This is a genomic window from bacterium, from assembly GCA_019637795.1.
Lineage (GTDB): Bacteria > Desulfobacterota > Binatia > HRBIN30 > CADEER01 > JAHBUY01.
In genome coordinates this window covers 453,656-469,469 of the sequence record JAHBUY010000003.1, presented here as the reverse complement: position 1 = coordinate 469,469, position 15,814 = coordinate 453,656, and the positions used below count along the sequence as shown (strand labels likewise).

Here is a 15,814-nt window from a genome sequence, read left to right as displayed (position 1 = left end):
TGGGCCGTGGCGCTGTCAGGGACGGGACGCCTCGCGAACCAGCCCTTCGGTCCCTGACCGCCTGACCGCGCAACAGCCCGAGGCGCCTCGACCCCGATGTCCCTGATCGGCCTCCTCCCCGCCGCCGGCCGTGGCGTGCGCGCCTACCCGTACACGGCGACGGTGCCGAAATCGATGCTCGACGTCGACGGGGTGCCGAACCTGCAGCGCAACGTCGAGCTGCTGCGCGACCAGCTCGCGGTGCGCGACGTGCGCATCGTCGTCGGCCATCACGGCGAGGTGATCAAGCGCCACTTCGGCGACGGCGCGCGCCTCGGCGTCGCCATCACCTACGTCGACAATCCGCGCATCAATCTCGAGCTGCCCTATTCGGTGTTCCTCGCCGGGCGGACGATCGACCGGCCGTGCGTGATGCTGCTCGCCGACGAGTGCTACGTCGACTCCAACCACGGTGAGCTGCTGACCACCGCCGACCCGCAGTCGCTGGTCGTGTGCGGGCAGATCGCCGCCGAGTACGCCAAGCAGATCCGCAAGAACTACGCGATGGAGGTGCGCGACGGCCGCATCGTCGACCTGGTGGAGAAGCCGACGCACCCGATCGGCCGCATGATGGGCACCGGCACCTACCTGATCCAGCCGGAGATCTTCCGCCGCCTCGAGCAGGCCTACGCCGGCGGGCCGGAGAGCGGGCCGCGCGACTGGACCTCGTGGCTCGCCGGCCTGGCGCGCGCCGGCGCGCGCATGACGCCGTTCACGCTGCGCGGCCACTACGTCAACATCAACTCGCGCGACGACCTCAACACCGCCAACTACCTGGTGCGCGATCACGCCTTCGACCGCAAACGCACCAGCTTCGTCTACGTGGTCGACGGCGAGGACGAGGGCGCGGCGCGGGTCGTCGCCCGCTACGCCGAGGAGGCCGGGGTCGACGAGGTCGTGGCCGTCGCCCGCTCCGCCACGCCGGCGTTGCAGCGCGTCGCCGACGGGGTGCGGGTTCGCCTGGTCACCGCCGACGACCCGACGGCGCGCATCGCCACGCTGGTGAAGCTCGGCCTCGACCGGGCCGCGGGGGACATCCTGCTGCTCGCCTGCAGCGACGACACCTTCGCGCCGCGCGACGTCGGCAAGTTCCTCGTCTACCTGCGCGACGCCGACATGGTGGTCGGCACCCGCACCACGAGGCAGATGATCGAACAGGGCACCAACATGCGCGGCATCGTCCGCCTGGCGCACATCGTTCTCGCCAAGCTGCTGCAGATGCTGTGGTGGCGGCTGGAGTGCCGCTTCACCGACATCTGCTGCGTCTACCGCGCGCTCTGGCGTTCGACCTACACCACCATCCGCGACAATCTGACGTCCGAGGACGCCGAGATCTTTCCCGAGATGGTCATCGAGGTCCTGCGCGCCCGCCGCCGCATCATCGAGATCCCGATCAACTACTACAGCCGCGACCTCGAGTACCTGCAGGTCCACGGCCGCTACCAGACGGTCGACACCTTCGTGCGCGTGCTCGCGCTGCTGCTGCGCCGGCGCTGGTCGGACACGGGGGCGTGGGGGTAGCCGCGTCTCGGCCGCCCGCCCGTTCGACGATGGCCCGGGCGCGCCGGCTCTGGTATGCACGATCGCTTGAGGCCGCACGAGCATGCGAGGACGGCGCCCGACGCGACGGCGCCGGATGCCGACGAGGCGCGACGCTACCGGGCCCTGGAGCGCGCCTGGCAGGACGAGGTCGGCGTCGACCTGCTCGACCGCCCCTTCGCGGCGGCGGGCAGCGCCGCGGTCTTCCACCACCAGTGGGATCGTCTGCTGGCGGAGATCGCCGCCGCTCCCGAGGGGAGCGTGATCGAGGTCGGCTGCGGGCGCGGGCACTTCCTCCGCTACGCCCAGGAGCGGGCGCCGCGTTCGACGCGACCACTGATCGGCCTCGACGTGTCGCGCGCCGTCGCCGCCCTGCCGCAGGCCCGGCTGGCCGGCGTCCAGGCGGACGGCGAATGGCTGCCGTTTCGCACCGCCAGCGCCGCCTGCATCGTGTTCGACGGCGCCCTGCACCACGTCATCGACTACGCCGCCGCCCTGCGCGAAGCACTGCGGGTCCTCGTCCCGGGCGGGCTGCTGGTGATCTACGAGCCGCTCAATTCCACCTTCACCACGCTGGTGCACCGGCTCCTCGATCCGATCGTCTTCCGCGCCTCGGTGCAGTACGAGTCCCCGATCGACATCCGCTTCAAGCGCGACTTCCACGAGCACCGCATCCTCGGCGTCCTGCGAGAGGGTGGCTGCACGGTGCGCGAGAGCCGTTCCGATTTTCTCGCCTACCCGCTGACCGGCTGTTACGCCGGCTCGGCGTTCGGTCGCAGCCTGCGGGTGATGCGGGCGCTCCTGTGGCTCGAGGACGCGATCGCCCGCGCGCCGCTGGTCGGTGCCATCGCCCGCTGGTTCGCCTGGCGTTTCACCATCGTGGCGCGAGCGCCCGGATGACGCGGGCGCCCCGCCGCGGCGATGCCGGGGCCGCGCGCCGCGCGCCGTCGGGCATCGCGACCAACTCGCTCCTGCACGCGCTCGCGGTGCCCGGCGGCGCGGCCATGGCCGTGGCGCCGCATCGCCGGTCGGCGCCGCGCGTCCTGCTGCGCTGGGGCGGGCCGGCGCTGCTCCTGGTCGGCGCCGCCGCCTACTTCAGGTTGTCGCTGCCCTTCGGGCTCGAGTTGGCCGACAGCGGCATGATCCTGCTGCCCAGCCGGCAGGTGCTGGATGGCGCCGTCCCCTACCGCGACTTCCCGCACGCCTACGGGCCGTCGCTGTTCTACCTGAACGGGGTCCTGCTCCGCCTCGTCGGCGCGGAGCTCTACGGGCTGCGCCTGGCGATGCTCGTCGTCAAGCTGGGGACCATCGCCGCGGTGTACCTGTGCGCGCGCCAGGTCGCGGCGCCGGCGGTCGCGCTGGCGGCGGCGGCGCTCGCGACCGTGATGTGGGGCGCGCCGTGGTGGCTGTTCCACACGCCGTACGCGAACCACTTCGCGCTCACCTTGTGCCTGCTGGGGCTGTGGGCGTCGCTGGCGTTGCCGGCGCGGCTGACGCTGCGCTGCGCGGTCGCCGGCCTGTGCTTCGGCCTGGCGGCATCCTTCAAGCAGACCAGTGGCCTGTTCGCGCTGATGGCGCTCGCCGTCTCGCTCCTGCTCGCGCCCGGCGAGGGCGCGGGCCGGCCGCCGGCCTGGCTCGCCGGGATCCTCGGGCGCGCCATCCGCTGGCTCACGCTCGCCGTCGCCGCGGTGCTCGCGGCCGCCTACCTCGCGCCGCGCAGCGATGCTTGGACCGCGCTGGTGGTCGGCGCGCCGGCCGCCGCGCTGCTCGCCCTGGCGGCGCACCGCGAGTGGCGCGGACTCCTGCCGGTCGACGACCGCGCCGCCGGCGCCGCCGGCGTGCTCGCGACCGCCGCGGCCGCCGCGGCGCCGCTGTTCGCGTACGCCGGGTACTTTGCCGCCCAGGGCGCCCTCGGGGCGTTCGCGTTCGACACCCTCTCGGGGCTGCCACAACGCCTGGAGTGGTTCGAGCCGTACTTCCGACCCGCCTGGCCGGCCTGGGTGGCGGCCGCCGGCGTGATCGCCGCGGTGGCGGCGGCGCGCCGCGGGCGCGGCGCGGCATGGGGCGGCGCGGCGCTGGCGGCGGTCGCGGTCTGCGGCGCGATCGCGGCGGGGGGCTTCGGCTGGGATGCGATCTGGTTCGGCGCCCTGGCGCTGCTCGTGCCGGCGGTCGTCTGGGGCGGCCTCTGGGCGCTGCGCTCCGCGGCGCCCCCGTCCGCCGCCCTGGTCCGTTTCGCGGCGTTTGGCGCCATCAGCCTGCTGTTTCTCTACCCGAGCGGCGATTTCTGGCACATCGCGATGGCGGCGCCCGCCTTTCTGCCGCTGGCCGCCGGACTCGGCGACCGATGGTTGGCCGGCGGGCGCCGGGCGGCGGCGATCGTCGGCGCGACGACCGTCCTCCTGCTGGCGTCGCCCTTCGTCCGCTCCCTGGTCGCCGTCCGCGCCGCCGGCGGCACCGCGCCGGACAGCGGGCCGCTGCGCGGCATCGTCGATCCGTCGCCGCGCGGCCAGGCGGCGCGCGTCGTCAGCGAAGCGCTGCTGCGGCGTCCCGGCGCGCCGCTGCTGGTCACCACCGCCGACTCGCTGTTCTACCTCCTCGCCGGACGCGACTCGGCGCTGCCGGCGGGCGAGTTCATCCTCTACCTGATCGGCTTCGGGCTGATCGACGACGACGTCGCCCGCGCCCTGCTGCCGGAGTCGCAGGTGGTCGAGGCGCTGCAGCGAGTGCGCCCGACGCTGGTCGAGGCGCAGTCGACCCGACACCTGTTCCGCCGCGTCTATCCGCAGGCGGCGGCGATCATCGACCGCCACTATCGCGTCGCGGTCGACGCGCCGCCGTTCCAGATCCTGGAGTGGGCCGCATGACGCCACGCCCGGTCGACATCATCGTGCCGGTCTTCAACGAGGCCGACAACGTCGACGAGCTCGTCGCCCGGGTCGTGCGGCAGGGCCTCGGGGAGGCGCTGGTCTTCGTCGACAACGGCTCGACCGACGGCACCCTGGAACGGCTGGCGCGCTACCCGTTCGTCACCGTCATTCGCCACGCTACCAACGAGGGCTACGGTGGCTCGATCTGCGACGGCATCCGCCGCACCTCGGGCGAGAAGATCCTGATCATCGATGCCGACCTCGAGTATCCGCCCGAGGCGCTGCCGCGGCTGGTCGCGGCGCTCGACACGGCGGCGGTGGTGTACGCCTCGCGCTTCCGCGGCGGCGCGCCGGCGGCGATGCCGCTGGTGCGCCGCGTCGGCAACGCCCTCTGCACCGCCCTCTACAACCGCCTGTACGGGCAGCGGACGACCGACCTCTACACGGGGATGAAAGGGCTGCGCCGCGGCGCCGTGCCGCTCGAACGGCTGCGCCGGCACGGCTTCGAGCACGCCGCCGAGATCGCCGCCCTGGTGGCGCTGTCGGGGCACCGCATCGAGGAGATCGGCATCGAGTACGCGGTGCGCGCCCGCGGCCGCTCCAAGATGCGCCACGTGCCGGAGACGCTGAAGCTGGTCGCGGCGCTGATCGGCTACCGCATCCGCGGCACCGTCTGAGCCGCCGCGACCAGCCGCGCGATCACTTCTTCGCCGGCGTCGCCGCCGTCGCGGCGCTCCCCTTGTCGCCGGCCGCCGCCTTGTCGTCGGCCGCGGCCTTGTCGTCGGCCGCGACCTTGTACGTCACCTCGAACGGAATCTCCTTGTCGCCCAGGATCCTGGTCAACGCCATCTTCCAGGTCGCGGTGTTGCCGCTGGTCGAGTCGGCGTTCGTCTTGACCACCTCGCCGGGCAGGGTGATCGAGAAGGTGAACTCGTTGCCGAAGTAGTCGAGGACCGCCGGCGGCAGCTTGGCCTGGTTGCGGTTCACCTGCTTGGCGGTGATGGTCTTGGTCCCGGCTTTGGCATCGCTGGTCACCGCCAGGACCACGTTCTTGAACATCGGCGCCGTGTTGAGCTTGGCGAGGTCCGTGTACGCCGCTTCGATGTGGACCGTGTTGTCCTTGTCCAGCTCGGCCTTGGTCACCGACATCGTCGCGCTGGTGAACTGCTTCTTCTGCTGATCCAGGTTCTGGTCCTTGGCGATCTTGTACGTGGCCTTGACGGTGCCGCCGCCCTTGGCGTCGAGCGTCGACTCGATGAGGCAGCCGCTGGCCAGCACGACCAGGGGAATCAGCAGGGCGATGGGACGCGGTGTGCGCAGCATTCGTGACCTCCTCGTGGATGGGACAGAAGGCGCCATGCTAGCCAATGCGGCGGCACAAATGAACAGCGAAGGCCGCGCGCCGCCGCGTCGCGGCGCCGGCGCGAACTGCGTTGACTCTCTGCGGAGGGGGCCGCTACTGTTCGCGCTGCCCCAGGCCACGGCATGACGCTTCCCGAGCCCCTTCAGCGCGCCTGGTCGACGCTCATCGCCCACCCCTGGTGGCGGCGGGTCGTCACCAGCGAGACCTACACGGACGCCCGCGAGTTCCTCTCGCTGCCGCCCTGGCAGGGCTACGAGCTGACGCTGCGCCGGCTGCTCAATCTCTACCTGGTGCGCTGGCAGATCGGCCGCGGCAGCACGCGGCTGCGCGGCAACCCGATCAAGCTGACGGTCGAAGCGACGAACATCTGCAACCTGAAATGCCCCGCCTGCTTCACCGGCAGCGGCCAGGAGGGGCGGGCGCGTTCGCACATGTCGCTCGATCTCTACCGCCGGCTGCTCGACGAGCTCGGGCCGACGCTGTTCGAGCTCGAGTTCTACAACTGGGGCGAGCCGCTGCTCGCGCGGCACATCTACACCATGATCGGCGAGGCGCATCAGCGCGGCATCTCGACCACGGTCAGCACCAACTTCAGCATCCCGTTCGACGCCGAGAAGGCGGAGCGCCTGGTGCAGTCGGGGCTGACGGTGCTCGGCGTGTCGATCGACGGCGCCCGCCAGGAGACCTACGAGCAGTACCGGGTCAAGGGCGACCTGTCGCTGGTGCTGCACAACTGCCGCCTGGTGCGCGACGCCAAGCGCCGCCTGAGCTCGCAGTGGCCGCGCATGATCTGGGAGTTCCACGTCTTCCCGCACAACACCGGGGACATCGAAGCGGCGCGCCAGATGGCGGCCGAGCTCGACATGGAGATCGCGGTGGACAAGGGCTGGGTGATCGGCCCGGAGTGGGACACCGAGGGGGCGTTCCGCTACTTCCTCGAGGCGCAGCCGAGGCGCTGCCCGTTCCTGTGGGGGTTCGCGGTGGTCAACAACGACGGCGGCGTGTCGCCGTGCTGCGGCACGTTCTATCGCGAGGACGACCGCGGCCGCCTGGCGGCGAAGCCCGGCGACGGCGGCGCCGCGAGCTTCCGCGAGGTGTGGAACGGCGAGCGTTTCACCGCCGCGCGCCGCTTCTTCCGCCGCCGCGAGGGCTCGCCGGCGGAGCGCGAGGACGTCTGCTTCGGCTGTCCGGTGACCGTCAACTGGGAGCGCTTCGAGGCCCACACGCGCGCCGGCGGCAGCAAGGCGACGTTCCGCCCCGACTTCACCGCCAACGACTGCGCCAACTACTTCTGGGAGCGCCGGCCGGCGCGGCCCGAGGGGCGCTCGCCGAAGGTGGTGCCGCTGCCGGTGGCGGCCGCCGCCGACGACGGCGAGCGTGCCGTTCGTTGAGATGTCGGGCCTGGTGCAGCGCGTCGTCGCGCACCCGCGCCTGCGCTCGCTGCGCGAATTCCTCACCCCGCCGCAGGTGCCGGGCGGCCGCCTGACGGCGCGCAAGCTCGCCAACCTCTACCTCTCGCGCTGGGAGGAGGCGCGCGGCCGCACCGTGCTGCGCAGCAAGCCGCTGCGCCTGACCGTCGAGGCGACCAACGTCTGCAACCTGCGCTGCCCGGCCTGCTTCACCGGCGCCGGCGAGCGCGGTCGCGGCCGTTCGAGCATGACGCTCGATCTCTACCGCCGGTTGCTCGACGAGCTCGCGCCGACGCTGTTCTCGGTCGACTTCTACAACTGGGGCGAGCCGCTGCTCGCCAAGCACATCTTCGCCATGCTCGAGGAGGCGCACCGGCGCGGCCTGTCGACGCAGATCAGCACCAACTTCAGCTTCCCCTTCGACGCGGCGCGCGCCGAGCGGCTGGTCGCCTCGGGGCTCGACGTGCTCGGCGTCTCGATCGACGGCGCCCGCCAGGAGACCTACGAGGGCTACCGGCGGCGCGGCAATCTCGAGCAGGTGCTGGCCAACTGCCGCCTGGTGCGCGACGCGAGACGCCGGCTCGGCGCCGTCGCGCCGAAGCTGGTCTGGGAGTTCCACGTGTTCCCCCACAACGTGGACGACGTCGAGACGGCGCGCGCCATGGCCGCCGAGCTGGAGATGGAGATCGCCGTCACCAAGGGCTGGACGGTCGGCGCGGAGTGGGATCCGCTCAGCGAGCACCGCTTCTTCTGGTACCCGACGCCGCCGGCGCGCTGCCGCTTCCCGTGGCAGGACGCCGTGGTGCACAACGACGGCGGCGTCGCCCCGTGCTGCGGCACGTTCTACGAGGAGGACGACGTCGGCCGCATCGCCGCCAGCGCCGGCGACGGCGGCGCCCCCGACTTCGCCGCTCTCTGGAACGGCCCCGGCATGCAACAGGCGCGCGCCCTGTTCCGCGACCGCCACCTCCCCGGCGGCGCCGCGCACGTCTGCCGCGATTGCCCGATCACCGTCATCTGGGAGCGCTGGCAGCGCCACCTCGCCACCGGCGAGCCGTTCGAGCCGGGATTCGGCACCAACGACTGCTTCAACTATTTCTGGAACCGGCGGCCGCAGCGCGAACGGAAGACGGCGTGAGCACGGCGGCCGGCGTCGCCATCGCGGACGGTCGCGTGCTCGGCATGGCGTTTCCGGTTGGGCGGGCCTGGAGGGCCGCGCTCCGGCGCGGCCGAACGACGCCGGCGCCTGGCGATCCGCGCCCGATGCGCGTCACGTGCCGCGCGCTGCAACGGCCGCGCGGGAGCGCGGCCCTCCACGCCTTCCCCGTCCCCACGGACCAGCTCGCCCGAGCCGATCCGGCGCCTCCGCCGGCGCGGCGCGCTCCAGGGGGGCGACGCGCCCCGTGGAGCGGCCCGCCGTGAGCTTCGCCATCCACATGCCGGCGACGCTGACGCCCATCGAGTGGAGCCAGGCGGGGTGGAAGGTCGAGGGCGGCGCGGTCACCACCGAGGAATGCGAGCGCAAGCTGATCGGGCCGCTGCTGCTGCGCGAGCTGCCGCGCGACGGGGTGATCGTCGACGCCGGCTGCGGTACGGGCAAGTGGGTGATCTGGCTGCGGCGCCACGGCTTTCGCAGCATCGGGCTCGACTGCAGCCGGGAGGCGCTCGGCCTGGCCCGCCGCGCCGAGCCCGAGGTCGCGCTGGCGCTCGCCGACGCGCAGCGGGCGCCGCTGCGCGACGACAGCGTCGACGCCGTGCTGTCGCTCGGCGTCGTCGAGCACGACGAGGCCGGTCCGCTCGCCGCCCTGCGCGAGCTGCGCCGCGTGCTCAAGCCGGGCGGGCTGCTGGTGCTCGACGTGCCGTTCAACAGCCCGCTGCGCCGCCTGCTGGTCAATCCGGCGCTGCGCTGGGTGACCCGCCGCCGTCGCCGCGCCGGCTGGCGGCTGGCCTTCGCCGAGTACCGCTTCAGCCTCGCCGAGCTGCGCCGCTATCTCGCCGCCGCCGGCTTCGCCGTCGTCGGCGCCCATCCCGACGACTTCCTGCCGCCGCAGAACATCGGCTTCTCGGTCGACTGGCACAACCTGACCTTCGACCCCTTCCGCCCGACACCGCCCGACCAGCTCTTCGCGCTCCCCGGCTGGAAAGGCCGCGCCGCCGCCACCGCCGTCCGCCTCGCCCCCTGGCTGACCTGCGGCGAGGTGACGGTGCTGGCGCGCAAGCAGGGGTGAGCGGCGGCATGAGCTACAAGGTCCTCCTCTGGAACAGCCTCTCGCCGATCGAGTGGAGCCAGGCGTCGTGGCGCAAGGAGGGGCGGCAGGTGCCGCTCGAGGAGTGCGAGGAGGAGCTGATCCGCGACGTGCTGCTGCGCCACCTGCCGCGCCAGGGGCTGATCGTCGACGCCGGCTGCGGCAGCGGCAAATGGCCGATCTACCTGCGCCGCCGCGGTTACGACGTGCTCGGCCTGGAGATCGACCACAACGGCTGTGTCATCGCCGCCGAGAACGAGCCCGGGCTGGCGATGGCGCGGTGCGACGTGCGCCGCATCCCGTTGCGCGACGCCAGCGTCGAGGCGGTGATCTCCCTCGGCGTCGTCGAGCACGACGAGGCCGGCCCGCAGGCGGCACTGGCCGAGGCGCGTCGCATTCTCCGCCCCGGCGGCCTGCTCATCCTCGCCGTGCCGTTCAACAACCCGTGGCGACGGGTGATCGGCAATCGCCTGCTCGATCGCGTCACCCGCCGCCGCCTCGCGGCCGGGCAGCAGCTCGGATTCAACGAGTACCGCTTCTCGCGTCCCGAGGTCCGCCGCTACCTGGCGGACGCGGGATTCACGCCGCTCGCCGCCTACCCCAACGAGCTGCGGCCGCCCAAGAACATGGGCCTGTGGGTCGACTGGAACAACCTCGCCTTCAGCCCGCTGCAGCCGCGCACCGGCGAGCTGTTCGTCCTCCCCGGTCTCGCCGGCCGCCTCGCCAACCTGCTGCAGCGCTGGACGCCGTGGCTGGTGTGCGGCGAGGTGGTGTTCGTCGCCCGGGCGCGGTGAGCGCGATGGGGCGGCCCGAATACGGACGTTCGTGGCCCGCGGCGGCGCGATCGCGTTCGGCGTGCTCGCCGCCCTGGTGCTCCTAGAGATCGTCTTGCGCCTCGGCGCATCGGTCGTTCCGGAGCCGAGCGCGCTGCGAGGTGGGACGGCGCCACGCCTGCTCTGTCTCGGCGATTCGAATACCTACGGCATCTTCCTGCCCACGCGCGACGACGCCTACCCGCACCAGCTGCACCTCGCGCTCGGTCGCCGCGGCCAGCGGGTCGACGTGATCAACCTCGGGTATCCGGGCAACAACTCGTCGCGCATCCGCGCTGCACTGCCATCGGCGCTTGCCACCGTCCGTCCCGACACGGTCACCGTGATGGTCGGCGCCAACGATTTCTGGACCGTCCCGGAGCCGCTGCCGGCCGCCGGCGATGGGTGGCCGAGCATCCGGCAGTGGCTGTGGCGGCACTCGCGTGCCTTTCGTTTCCTCTTCATGCTGCGCCAGGCGCTGTCGCCGCGCGGCGCCGCCCCGGAGGTGACGTATCGAGCCGATCCGGCGTACCGCCTGCGTCCGGAGGATACGGCGACGCTGCCTGCCGACCTGCGGGGCGAGATCGAGCTCGACGGACAGCGATTCGCCGGCGGCTTTGAGCGGAAAGAGGGCGGGGTGCCGAACTGGCAGGTCGGGCTGCGCGACAACCTCGCGGCGATCGTCGCGGCAGTTCGCGACAGCGGCGCCGAGGTGGTGCTCATCACCTATCCCTCGGAACAGGACGCGTACCGCTTCGCCAGCCAGGTCATCCGCGAGGTGGCGGCGGAAACCGGCGCGCCGCTGATCGATCTGGGCGTGCAGTTCCGCGCTCTCTGCCCCGCGCCTCCGTGCCCCGACATCTTCTATCCCGACGGCCATCCCACCGCCGCCGGCCACGCGGCGGCGGGGGAGCGCGTCGCCAACTGGCTGGTGGAACACGGCGCGGGGGGTGCGCCGCGTCAGCGCCGCTGATCGGGACGCGCCTGAGCGCGGCCTGGAATCGGTGCTGGCACTGACGCGCCGCACGCCTTGCGGCCGACCACCAGCACGCCGGCGCAGGTGGCCCATGGCGACAGGGCGTTCAGCGTTCGCGCCAGCAGACGGCCGGGGGCGTTGAGCTCCCAGCCGCCGGCGGCCAGACCGCGCGGGCGCACCAGGCCGCCGAGGTCGACGCACAGGCCCTTCGCCCACGGATAGCGGTAGTCGTCCGGCGCCACGCGCTCGACCGCGAAGCCGGCGCCGCGCACCGCGGCGAGCACCTCGTCGCGCCGGAAGCGGTGCTCGGTGAAGGCGAGGGGCCGGCCGCGCCAGCGCGCCCAGGCGTAGTAGGCGCGCAGCGCCGGCTGCAGCATCGCCCGCCGGAACCAGTTCTCGAAGGGCACGATGAGGACCAGCGCGCCGCCGGGGCGGACGACGCGATGCAGCTCGCGCAGCACGGCGTCCGGGCCGTCGGGAAAGTGCTCGGCGACGTAGGCCGAGAACGCGACGTCGAACACGCCGTCGGCGAACGGCGAGACCAGCGCGTCGCCGCGCACCAGCGGCATCGCCGCGTCGTGCGCGCGCGCCACCCGCAAGGGGCCGGCGCTGTCGTCGAGGCCGACCGCGCGATGCCCCTGGCGCGCGAACCACGCCAGCCAACGCCCGCTGCCGCAGCCCGATTCGAGGATCAGCTTGCGGCCGCCGGCGAGGACGTCGCGCAGGATCGGGACGCACTGCTCGCGCTCGTCGATCACCGCCGCGTGCACGTCGTAGTACGCCGCCCCGGGCGTCTGCCCCGCCCACGCCTCGAAGCGGTAGGTCTCGTCGAGGCCGGCGGCGATCTCGGCGTGCACGTACTGCTTGAACATCAGCGAACGCCCGGCGGGCGCCGCGGCGGCGGTTCCTCGCGCCCGGCGCCGCCCAGCGCCGTCACACGTACTCCACCCGGTGCACCGCGACGGTGCGCTGCGATTCGGGCAGCGCGGCGAGGGCGGGGTGCTGGGCGAGGTCGGCGGGCTCGGGCGTCAGGCGGACCTCCACCTCGTCGCCGGGGCGGGCGCGGTAGGCGCCGAGCGGCAGCTCGACGCGCTGCCAGCGGCCGCGTTCGAGCGCGACGACGGCGTCGACGTAGACGTTCTGCGCCTGGACGCGGCCGAGCCAGCGGTCCCACACGATGACGTGCAGGCGCGCCGGCGGCGCGCCCGGCGCCGCGGCGGCGTAGAGGTCGAGGGCGACGCCGCGCGCCTGCTCCGGCGTCTTCAGGAAGGCCTGGCCGGTGTCGCGGATCCAGCGCTGCATGCCGGGCGCGCCGTCGCGCGGTTCGAGCGCGTGCCAGCCGGCGGCGCACTGGATGGCGTCGTTGATGCCCATCTCCATCCAGGCGTGGCGCACCAGGGTGTAGAACTGGATGTTGTCGAAGAGGTCGGGCGGGAAGGCCCAGCGGAAGCGCTCGCCGCGGCGGGCGCGCAGGAAGATGTGCTCGGCGCGCGGCATGTCGGAGTAGAGGCGGAGGAAGCGCTCCCAGGCGCGGCGCTGCCAGCGCTCGCGCGGCGGGTGCTCGACCAGGTCGCGCAGCGCCATCGCTTCGACGGTGAAGCCGCAGGCCTCGAGCAGGGCGCGCAGCTCGACCGGGTTGTACTCGCGGTTGTGGCGGGCGCCGTAGCCGAACAGCGGCGAGTAGCGGTCGACCATCTGGCTGCCGCCGCGCACGAAGGTCGCGAAGCGTTCGAGCGAGAGCGCGTTCGGGGTCGTCACCACCACCGCGCCGCCCGGCCGCAGGACGCGGTGGATCTCGCTCAGCGTGCGCACCGGATTGAGGCCGAGGTGCTCGATCAGCTCCGAGAAGACGACCACGTCGAACGACGCGTCGGGGTAGGGGAAGTCGTCGCTCTCGATGTTGAACAGCTCGAAGGCGAAGTCGATCGCCTCGCCGGTGCGCTGGTGCACCAGGCGGTCGCTGCCGTGGCGCGCCGTGGTGCCGAAGTAGTTGCCGTGCGCCACCCGGCCGCGGCAGAGGCGGTGCAGGCAGAGGCTGAGGAAGTACGGGCTCGAGCCGAGCTCCAGCAGGTCGCCGGTCGCCGCCTCGTCGGGGATCATCTCCAGGGTCGCCAGCAGTCGCGGCAGCCCGGTGCGGATCAGCTCCTCGCGCACGCCCGGCTCCTCGAGCTCGGCGCGGAAATTGATCAGGTCGTCCCTGAGCTCATCGAGATCCGGCGGCCGCATGGTGAACCGTTCGCCTAACATCGCGCCTGCCGAAACGCCACGCGCTGGAGGGCCGCGCCCGGGCGCGGCCGGCGCGGCGCGGCGGGGCCAGCGGGCGATGGATGCAGGCGACCGCGTCGCGCGGTCGCGCGGCCCGCGCCCAGCGGCCACATCGTCAGCGTTTGCCCGACGGCACGCACGGCGAAATGCCGGGCACTGGAAGGCGCTGGCGCCCGCACGCGCGCCGCCGACGCGTCACGGCTGGCTGGCGGCGGCGAGGGGCTCGCGCGGCGAGCCGAGCGCGGGAATGAGATGGTTGGCGCGCAGGTAGTCCTCGACGCGGGGGGCGATGTAGGCGGCATAGCCCGCGGTCAGGTGGTGCGCATCGACCTTGACGATGCGGTCGCTGACCACCGGATCGCACACCGGCCACCACGGGCAGACCAGGCGGTCGAAATCCGCCGACCAGATGCGCGGGTTCGCCGCGGCGATCTCGCGATAGAGCCGCTCCAGGCTGCTCGGCTTCAGCGAGGCGAGGTAGCGACAGTCCTCGAGGAAGCGGGCGTGCACCAGGCAGGCGGTCGGATTGGCGCTGGGTTGCGCGACCGGAATCGGCTCGACGATGACGAGGCCCTCGGTGGCCATCGGTTCGAGCTCGGCGGCCGACGCCAGGGTCGCGTCGCGCCACAGGCGGTCGAACGCGGGCGTGCCGCGCCAGATCAGGACGCCGTCCTCGCCGGCGGTGCCGAACTGCTCGAAGTGCGGATCCTCGTATCCGAGGTTGATGGCGACGATCAGGTCCGGCTTCAGCTCCGGGATGAGGCGGGTGTAGGCATCCTCTTTCAGCGTCCGGCACCCCGGGTCGCGCGGCCGCCCGTAGAGATGGCGCTGCCAGGGACACCCGCCGCGCGCCACCACCGAGAGCGTCAGGTTCTCGCGCTCCGCGATGGCCCGAAAGGTCGGGATCAGCATGCGCGCGTGGCTGTCGCCGAGCAGCAGCACGTGCGGGCCACTGCCGTGCACGATCGTGCAGTCGCTCGCCGGACCGCCGGCGCAATCCGGCGGCGGGGGCAGCCTGGTGAAGCTCGCCGCGGCGAAATCGAGGTTGGCGGGAATCGGCGTGCCGCCGGCGCGCATCGCGCGCAGCGACGCGGCCGCCGGATCGACGATCGCCGGCATCAGCGCCAACGCCGCCGCGCCGCTGGCGCACAGCCCGGCGGCGATCACGGTGCGCGGCCGGCGGTCGAGCAGCGGCCACTGGCGGAGCGGGTTCTCGAGCATCTGGAAGCTGAGCGACGCGAGGGCGCTGGCGATGACGGCGGTGAGCGCCATCAAGGCCGCGCCGTCGAGCGAGGCGACCACCGTGAGCACCAGCACCACCGGCCAGTGCCAGATGTATGTGCCGTACGAGATGCGCCCGAGGTAGACGATCGGCGGGATCGAGAGCAGGCGTCGCGCCGGGCCGCCGGGCGCCGCTTCGAGGGCGGCGATCGCCACCCAGGTGAGTCCCGCGACGGCGGCGCCGCGGACGATGGGATCGAGCGCGACCAGCGAGGACGCCAGCGCGACGAACCCGGCGACGCTCAGGGCCGCCAGCAGGCGCGCCGCCCGCGGCACCCGCCCCAGCCCCTGAATCACCCCCGGGGCGAGGGCGAGCAGCGCGCCGGCGAGGAGCTGATAGGCGCGCGCGTCGGTGCCGTAATAGGCGTGCTCGGGATGGTCGGCGCGCAGGGCGAGCGCGAGCAGCAGCGAGCCGATGGCGCCGGCGCCCACCGCCCGGCGGACCAGCGGCAGCGGCGGCGCGCCGCGCCACCGGCCGACGGCGACGAGGCCGCCGAGGACGAGCGGCCACAGCAGATAGAACTGCTCCTCGACCGCCAGCGACCAGAAGTGCAGGACCGGGTTCCGTTCGATGTCGCCGCCGAAGTAGGCGGTCGAACGCGCGATGAAGAACCAATTGGCGACGAACAGGAACGCGGCCTTGAAGCCGCCGACCGCGGCCGCCACGTCCGATGGCGAGGCGATGGCCACGTACAGCGCCGCCGTCGCCGTCAGCGCGACGAGCGCCGCCGGCAGGATGCGGCGCACCCGCCGAGCGTAGAAGCGAGCCAGGCGGATCGCGCCGACCGCGTCGATGTCGCGCCAGAGCAGTTGCGTCACCAGGTAGCCGGACAGGACGAAGAACACGTCGACGCCGACGAAGCCGCCGGTGAAGTGCGTGCTGCCGCCGTGGAAGAGGACGACCAGATACACCGCCAGGGCACGCACGCCGTCGAGATGCGGCCGGTAGCCCTCGGTGGGGGGCGGCTGCGGCGGCGCGGCGGGGGACACCATACGGTTGCTACCGTCGGCGACTGG

General features: G+C 73.0%; 13 protein-coding genes. 9 read left to right on the top strand and 4 right to left on the bottom strand.

The genetic code is table 11. The features are described from left to right. The first annotated feature begins 96 nt into the window (after window positions 1–96). The 4 genes from KF840_12010 to KF840_11995 all read left to right on the top strand — a co-directional run bounded on the left by KF840_12010 (window position 97) and on the right by KF840_11995 (window position 5,122). Window positions 97–1,560, top strand: a complete 1,464-nt coding sequence (locus tag KF840_12010; protein ID MBX3025621.1) for a hypothetical protein — start codon at window positions 97–99, stop codon at window positions 1,558–1,560. A 66-nt stretch (window positions 1,561–1,626) separates the two neighbouring features. Continuing rightward, window positions 1,627–2,478 carry a class I SAM-dependent methyltransferase gene (locus KF840_12005; protein ID MBX3025620.1) on the top strand — a complete coding sequence of 284 codons (852 nt, stop codon included), beginning with the start codon at window positions 1,627–1,629 and terminating at the stop codon, window positions 2,476–2,478. After that, window positions 2,475–4,442, top strand: coding sequence for a hypothetical protein (locus KF840_12000; protein ID MBX3025619.1), 1,968 nt, complete (start codon window positions 2,475–2,477; stop codon window positions 4,440–4,442). Before KF840_12005 ends, KF840_12000 begins: the two co-directional genes overlap by 4 nt. Then, window positions 4,439–5,122 carry a glycosyltransferase family 2 protein gene (locus KF840_11995; GenBank protein MBX3025618.1) on the top strand — a complete coding sequence of 228 codons (684 nt, stop codon included), beginning with the start codon at window positions 4,439–4,441 and terminating at the stop codon, window positions 5,120–5,122. The genes KF840_12000 and KF840_11995 overlap by 4 nt, the downstream gene beginning before the upstream one ends. Window positions 5,123–5,144: 22 nt before the next feature. Here KF840_11995 and KF840_11990 read toward each other — a convergent pair whose 3' ends face one another. After that, complete coding sequence (locus KF840_11990) at window positions 5,145–5,768, bottom strand: hypothetical protein (protein MBX3025617.1); 624 nt, start codon at window positions 5,766–5,768, stop codon at window positions 5,145–5,147. Window positions 5,769–5,930: 162 nt separating this feature from the next. On the opposite strand from KF840_11990, the gene KF840_11985 reads away from it, so the two are divergent. The 5 genes from KF840_11985 (at window position 5,931) to KF840_11965 (ending at window position 11,248) form a co-directional block, all read left to right on the top strand. Then, the gene (locus KF840_11985; protein ID MBX3025616.1) at window positions 5,931–7,199 is read left to right on the top strand and encodes a radical SAM protein; all 1,269 of its coding nucleotides are present in this window, start codon (window positions 5,931–5,933) and stop codon (window positions 7,197–7,199) included. After that, window positions 7,186–8,355, top strand: a complete 1,170-nt coding sequence (locus KF840_11980; protein ID MBX3025615.1) for a radical SAM protein — start codon at window positions 7,186–7,188, stop codon at window positions 8,353–8,355. The genes KF840_11985 and KF840_11980 overlap by 14 nt, the downstream gene beginning before the upstream one ends. 280 nt (window positions 8,356–8,635) lie before the next feature. Next, window positions 8,636–9,445, top strand: a complete 810-nt coding sequence (locus KF840_11975) for a class I SAM-dependent methyltransferase (GenBank protein ID MBX3025614.1) — start codon at window positions 8,636–8,638, stop codon at window positions 9,443–9,445. Between the two features lie 8 nt (window positions 9,446–9,453). Next, entirely contained in the window at window positions 9,454–10,257 is an 804-nt protein-coding gene (locus KF840_11970) for a class I SAM-dependent methyltransferase (protein MBX3025613.1), read from the top strand. Between the two features lie 31 nt (window positions 10,258–10,288). Further along, the gene (locus KF840_11965) at window positions 10,289–11,248 is read left to right on the top strand and encodes a hypothetical protein (protein ID MBX3025612.1); all 960 of its coding nucleotides are present in this window, start codon (window positions 10,289–10,291) and stop codon (window positions 11,246–11,248) included. Here the strand turns inward: KF840_11965 and KF840_11960 are convergent. From KF840_11960 to KF840_11950, 3 genes are all read right to left on the bottom strand, one after another. After that, on the bottom strand, window positions 11,236–12,123 hold the full coding sequence (locus tag KF840_11960) for a methyltransferase domain-containing protein (GenBank protein MBX3025611.1): 888 nt from the start codon (window positions 12,121–12,123) through the stop codon (window positions 11,236–11,238). The two genes, KF840_11965 and KF840_11960, sit on opposite strands and share 13 nt — an antisense overlap. A 61-nt stretch (window positions 12,124–12,184) precedes the next feature. Beyond that, window positions 12,185–13,498 (bottom strand): methyltransferase domain-containing protein, encoded by a 1,314-nt coding sequence (locus tag KF840_11955; GenBank protein MBX3025610.1) that lies wholly within the window; start codon window positions 13,496–13,498, stop codon window positions 12,185–12,187. Window positions 13,499–13,711: 213 nt separating this feature from the next. After that, window positions 13,712–15,787 carry an acyltransferase gene (locus KF840_11950; GenBank protein MBX3025609.1) on the bottom strand — a complete coding sequence of 692 codons (2,076 nt, stop codon included), beginning with the start codon at window positions 15,785–15,787 and terminating at the stop codon, window positions 13,712–13,714. Window positions 15,788–15,814 lie beyond the last annotated feature (27 nt).

Coding starts and splice junctions, on each gene's coding strand:
- KF840_11960 (MBX3025611.1), bottom strand. CDS start 12,123: ATGTTCAAGCAGTACGTGCACGCCGAGATCGCCGCCGGCCTCGACGAG.
- KF840_11970 (MBX3025613.1), top strand. CDS start 9,454: ATGAGCTACAAGGTCCTCCTCTGGAACAGCCTCTCGCCGATCGAGTGG.
- KF840_11990 (MBX3025617.1), bottom strand. CDS start 5,768: ATGCTGCGCACACCGCGTCCCATCGCCCTGCTGATTCCCCTGGTCGTG.
- KF840_12000 (MBX3025619.1), top strand. CDS start 2,475: ATGACGCGGGCGCCCCGCCGCGGCGATGCCGGGGCCGCGCGCCGCGCG.
- KF840_11995 (MBX3025618.1), top strand. CDS start 4,439: ATGACGCCACGCCCGGTCGACATCATCGTGCCGGTCTTCAACGAGGCC.
- KF840_11955 (MBX3025610.1), bottom strand. CDS start 13,498: ATGTTAGGCGAACGGTTCACCATGCGGCCGCCGGATCTCGATGAGCTC.
- KF840_12010 (MBX3025621.1), top strand. CDS start 97: ATGTCCCTGATCGGCCTCCTCCCCGCCGCCGGCCGTGGCGTGCGCGCC.
- KF840_11985 (MBX3025616.1), top strand. CDS start 5,931: ATGACGCTTCCCGAGCCCCTTCAGCGCGCCTGGTCGACGCTCATCGCC.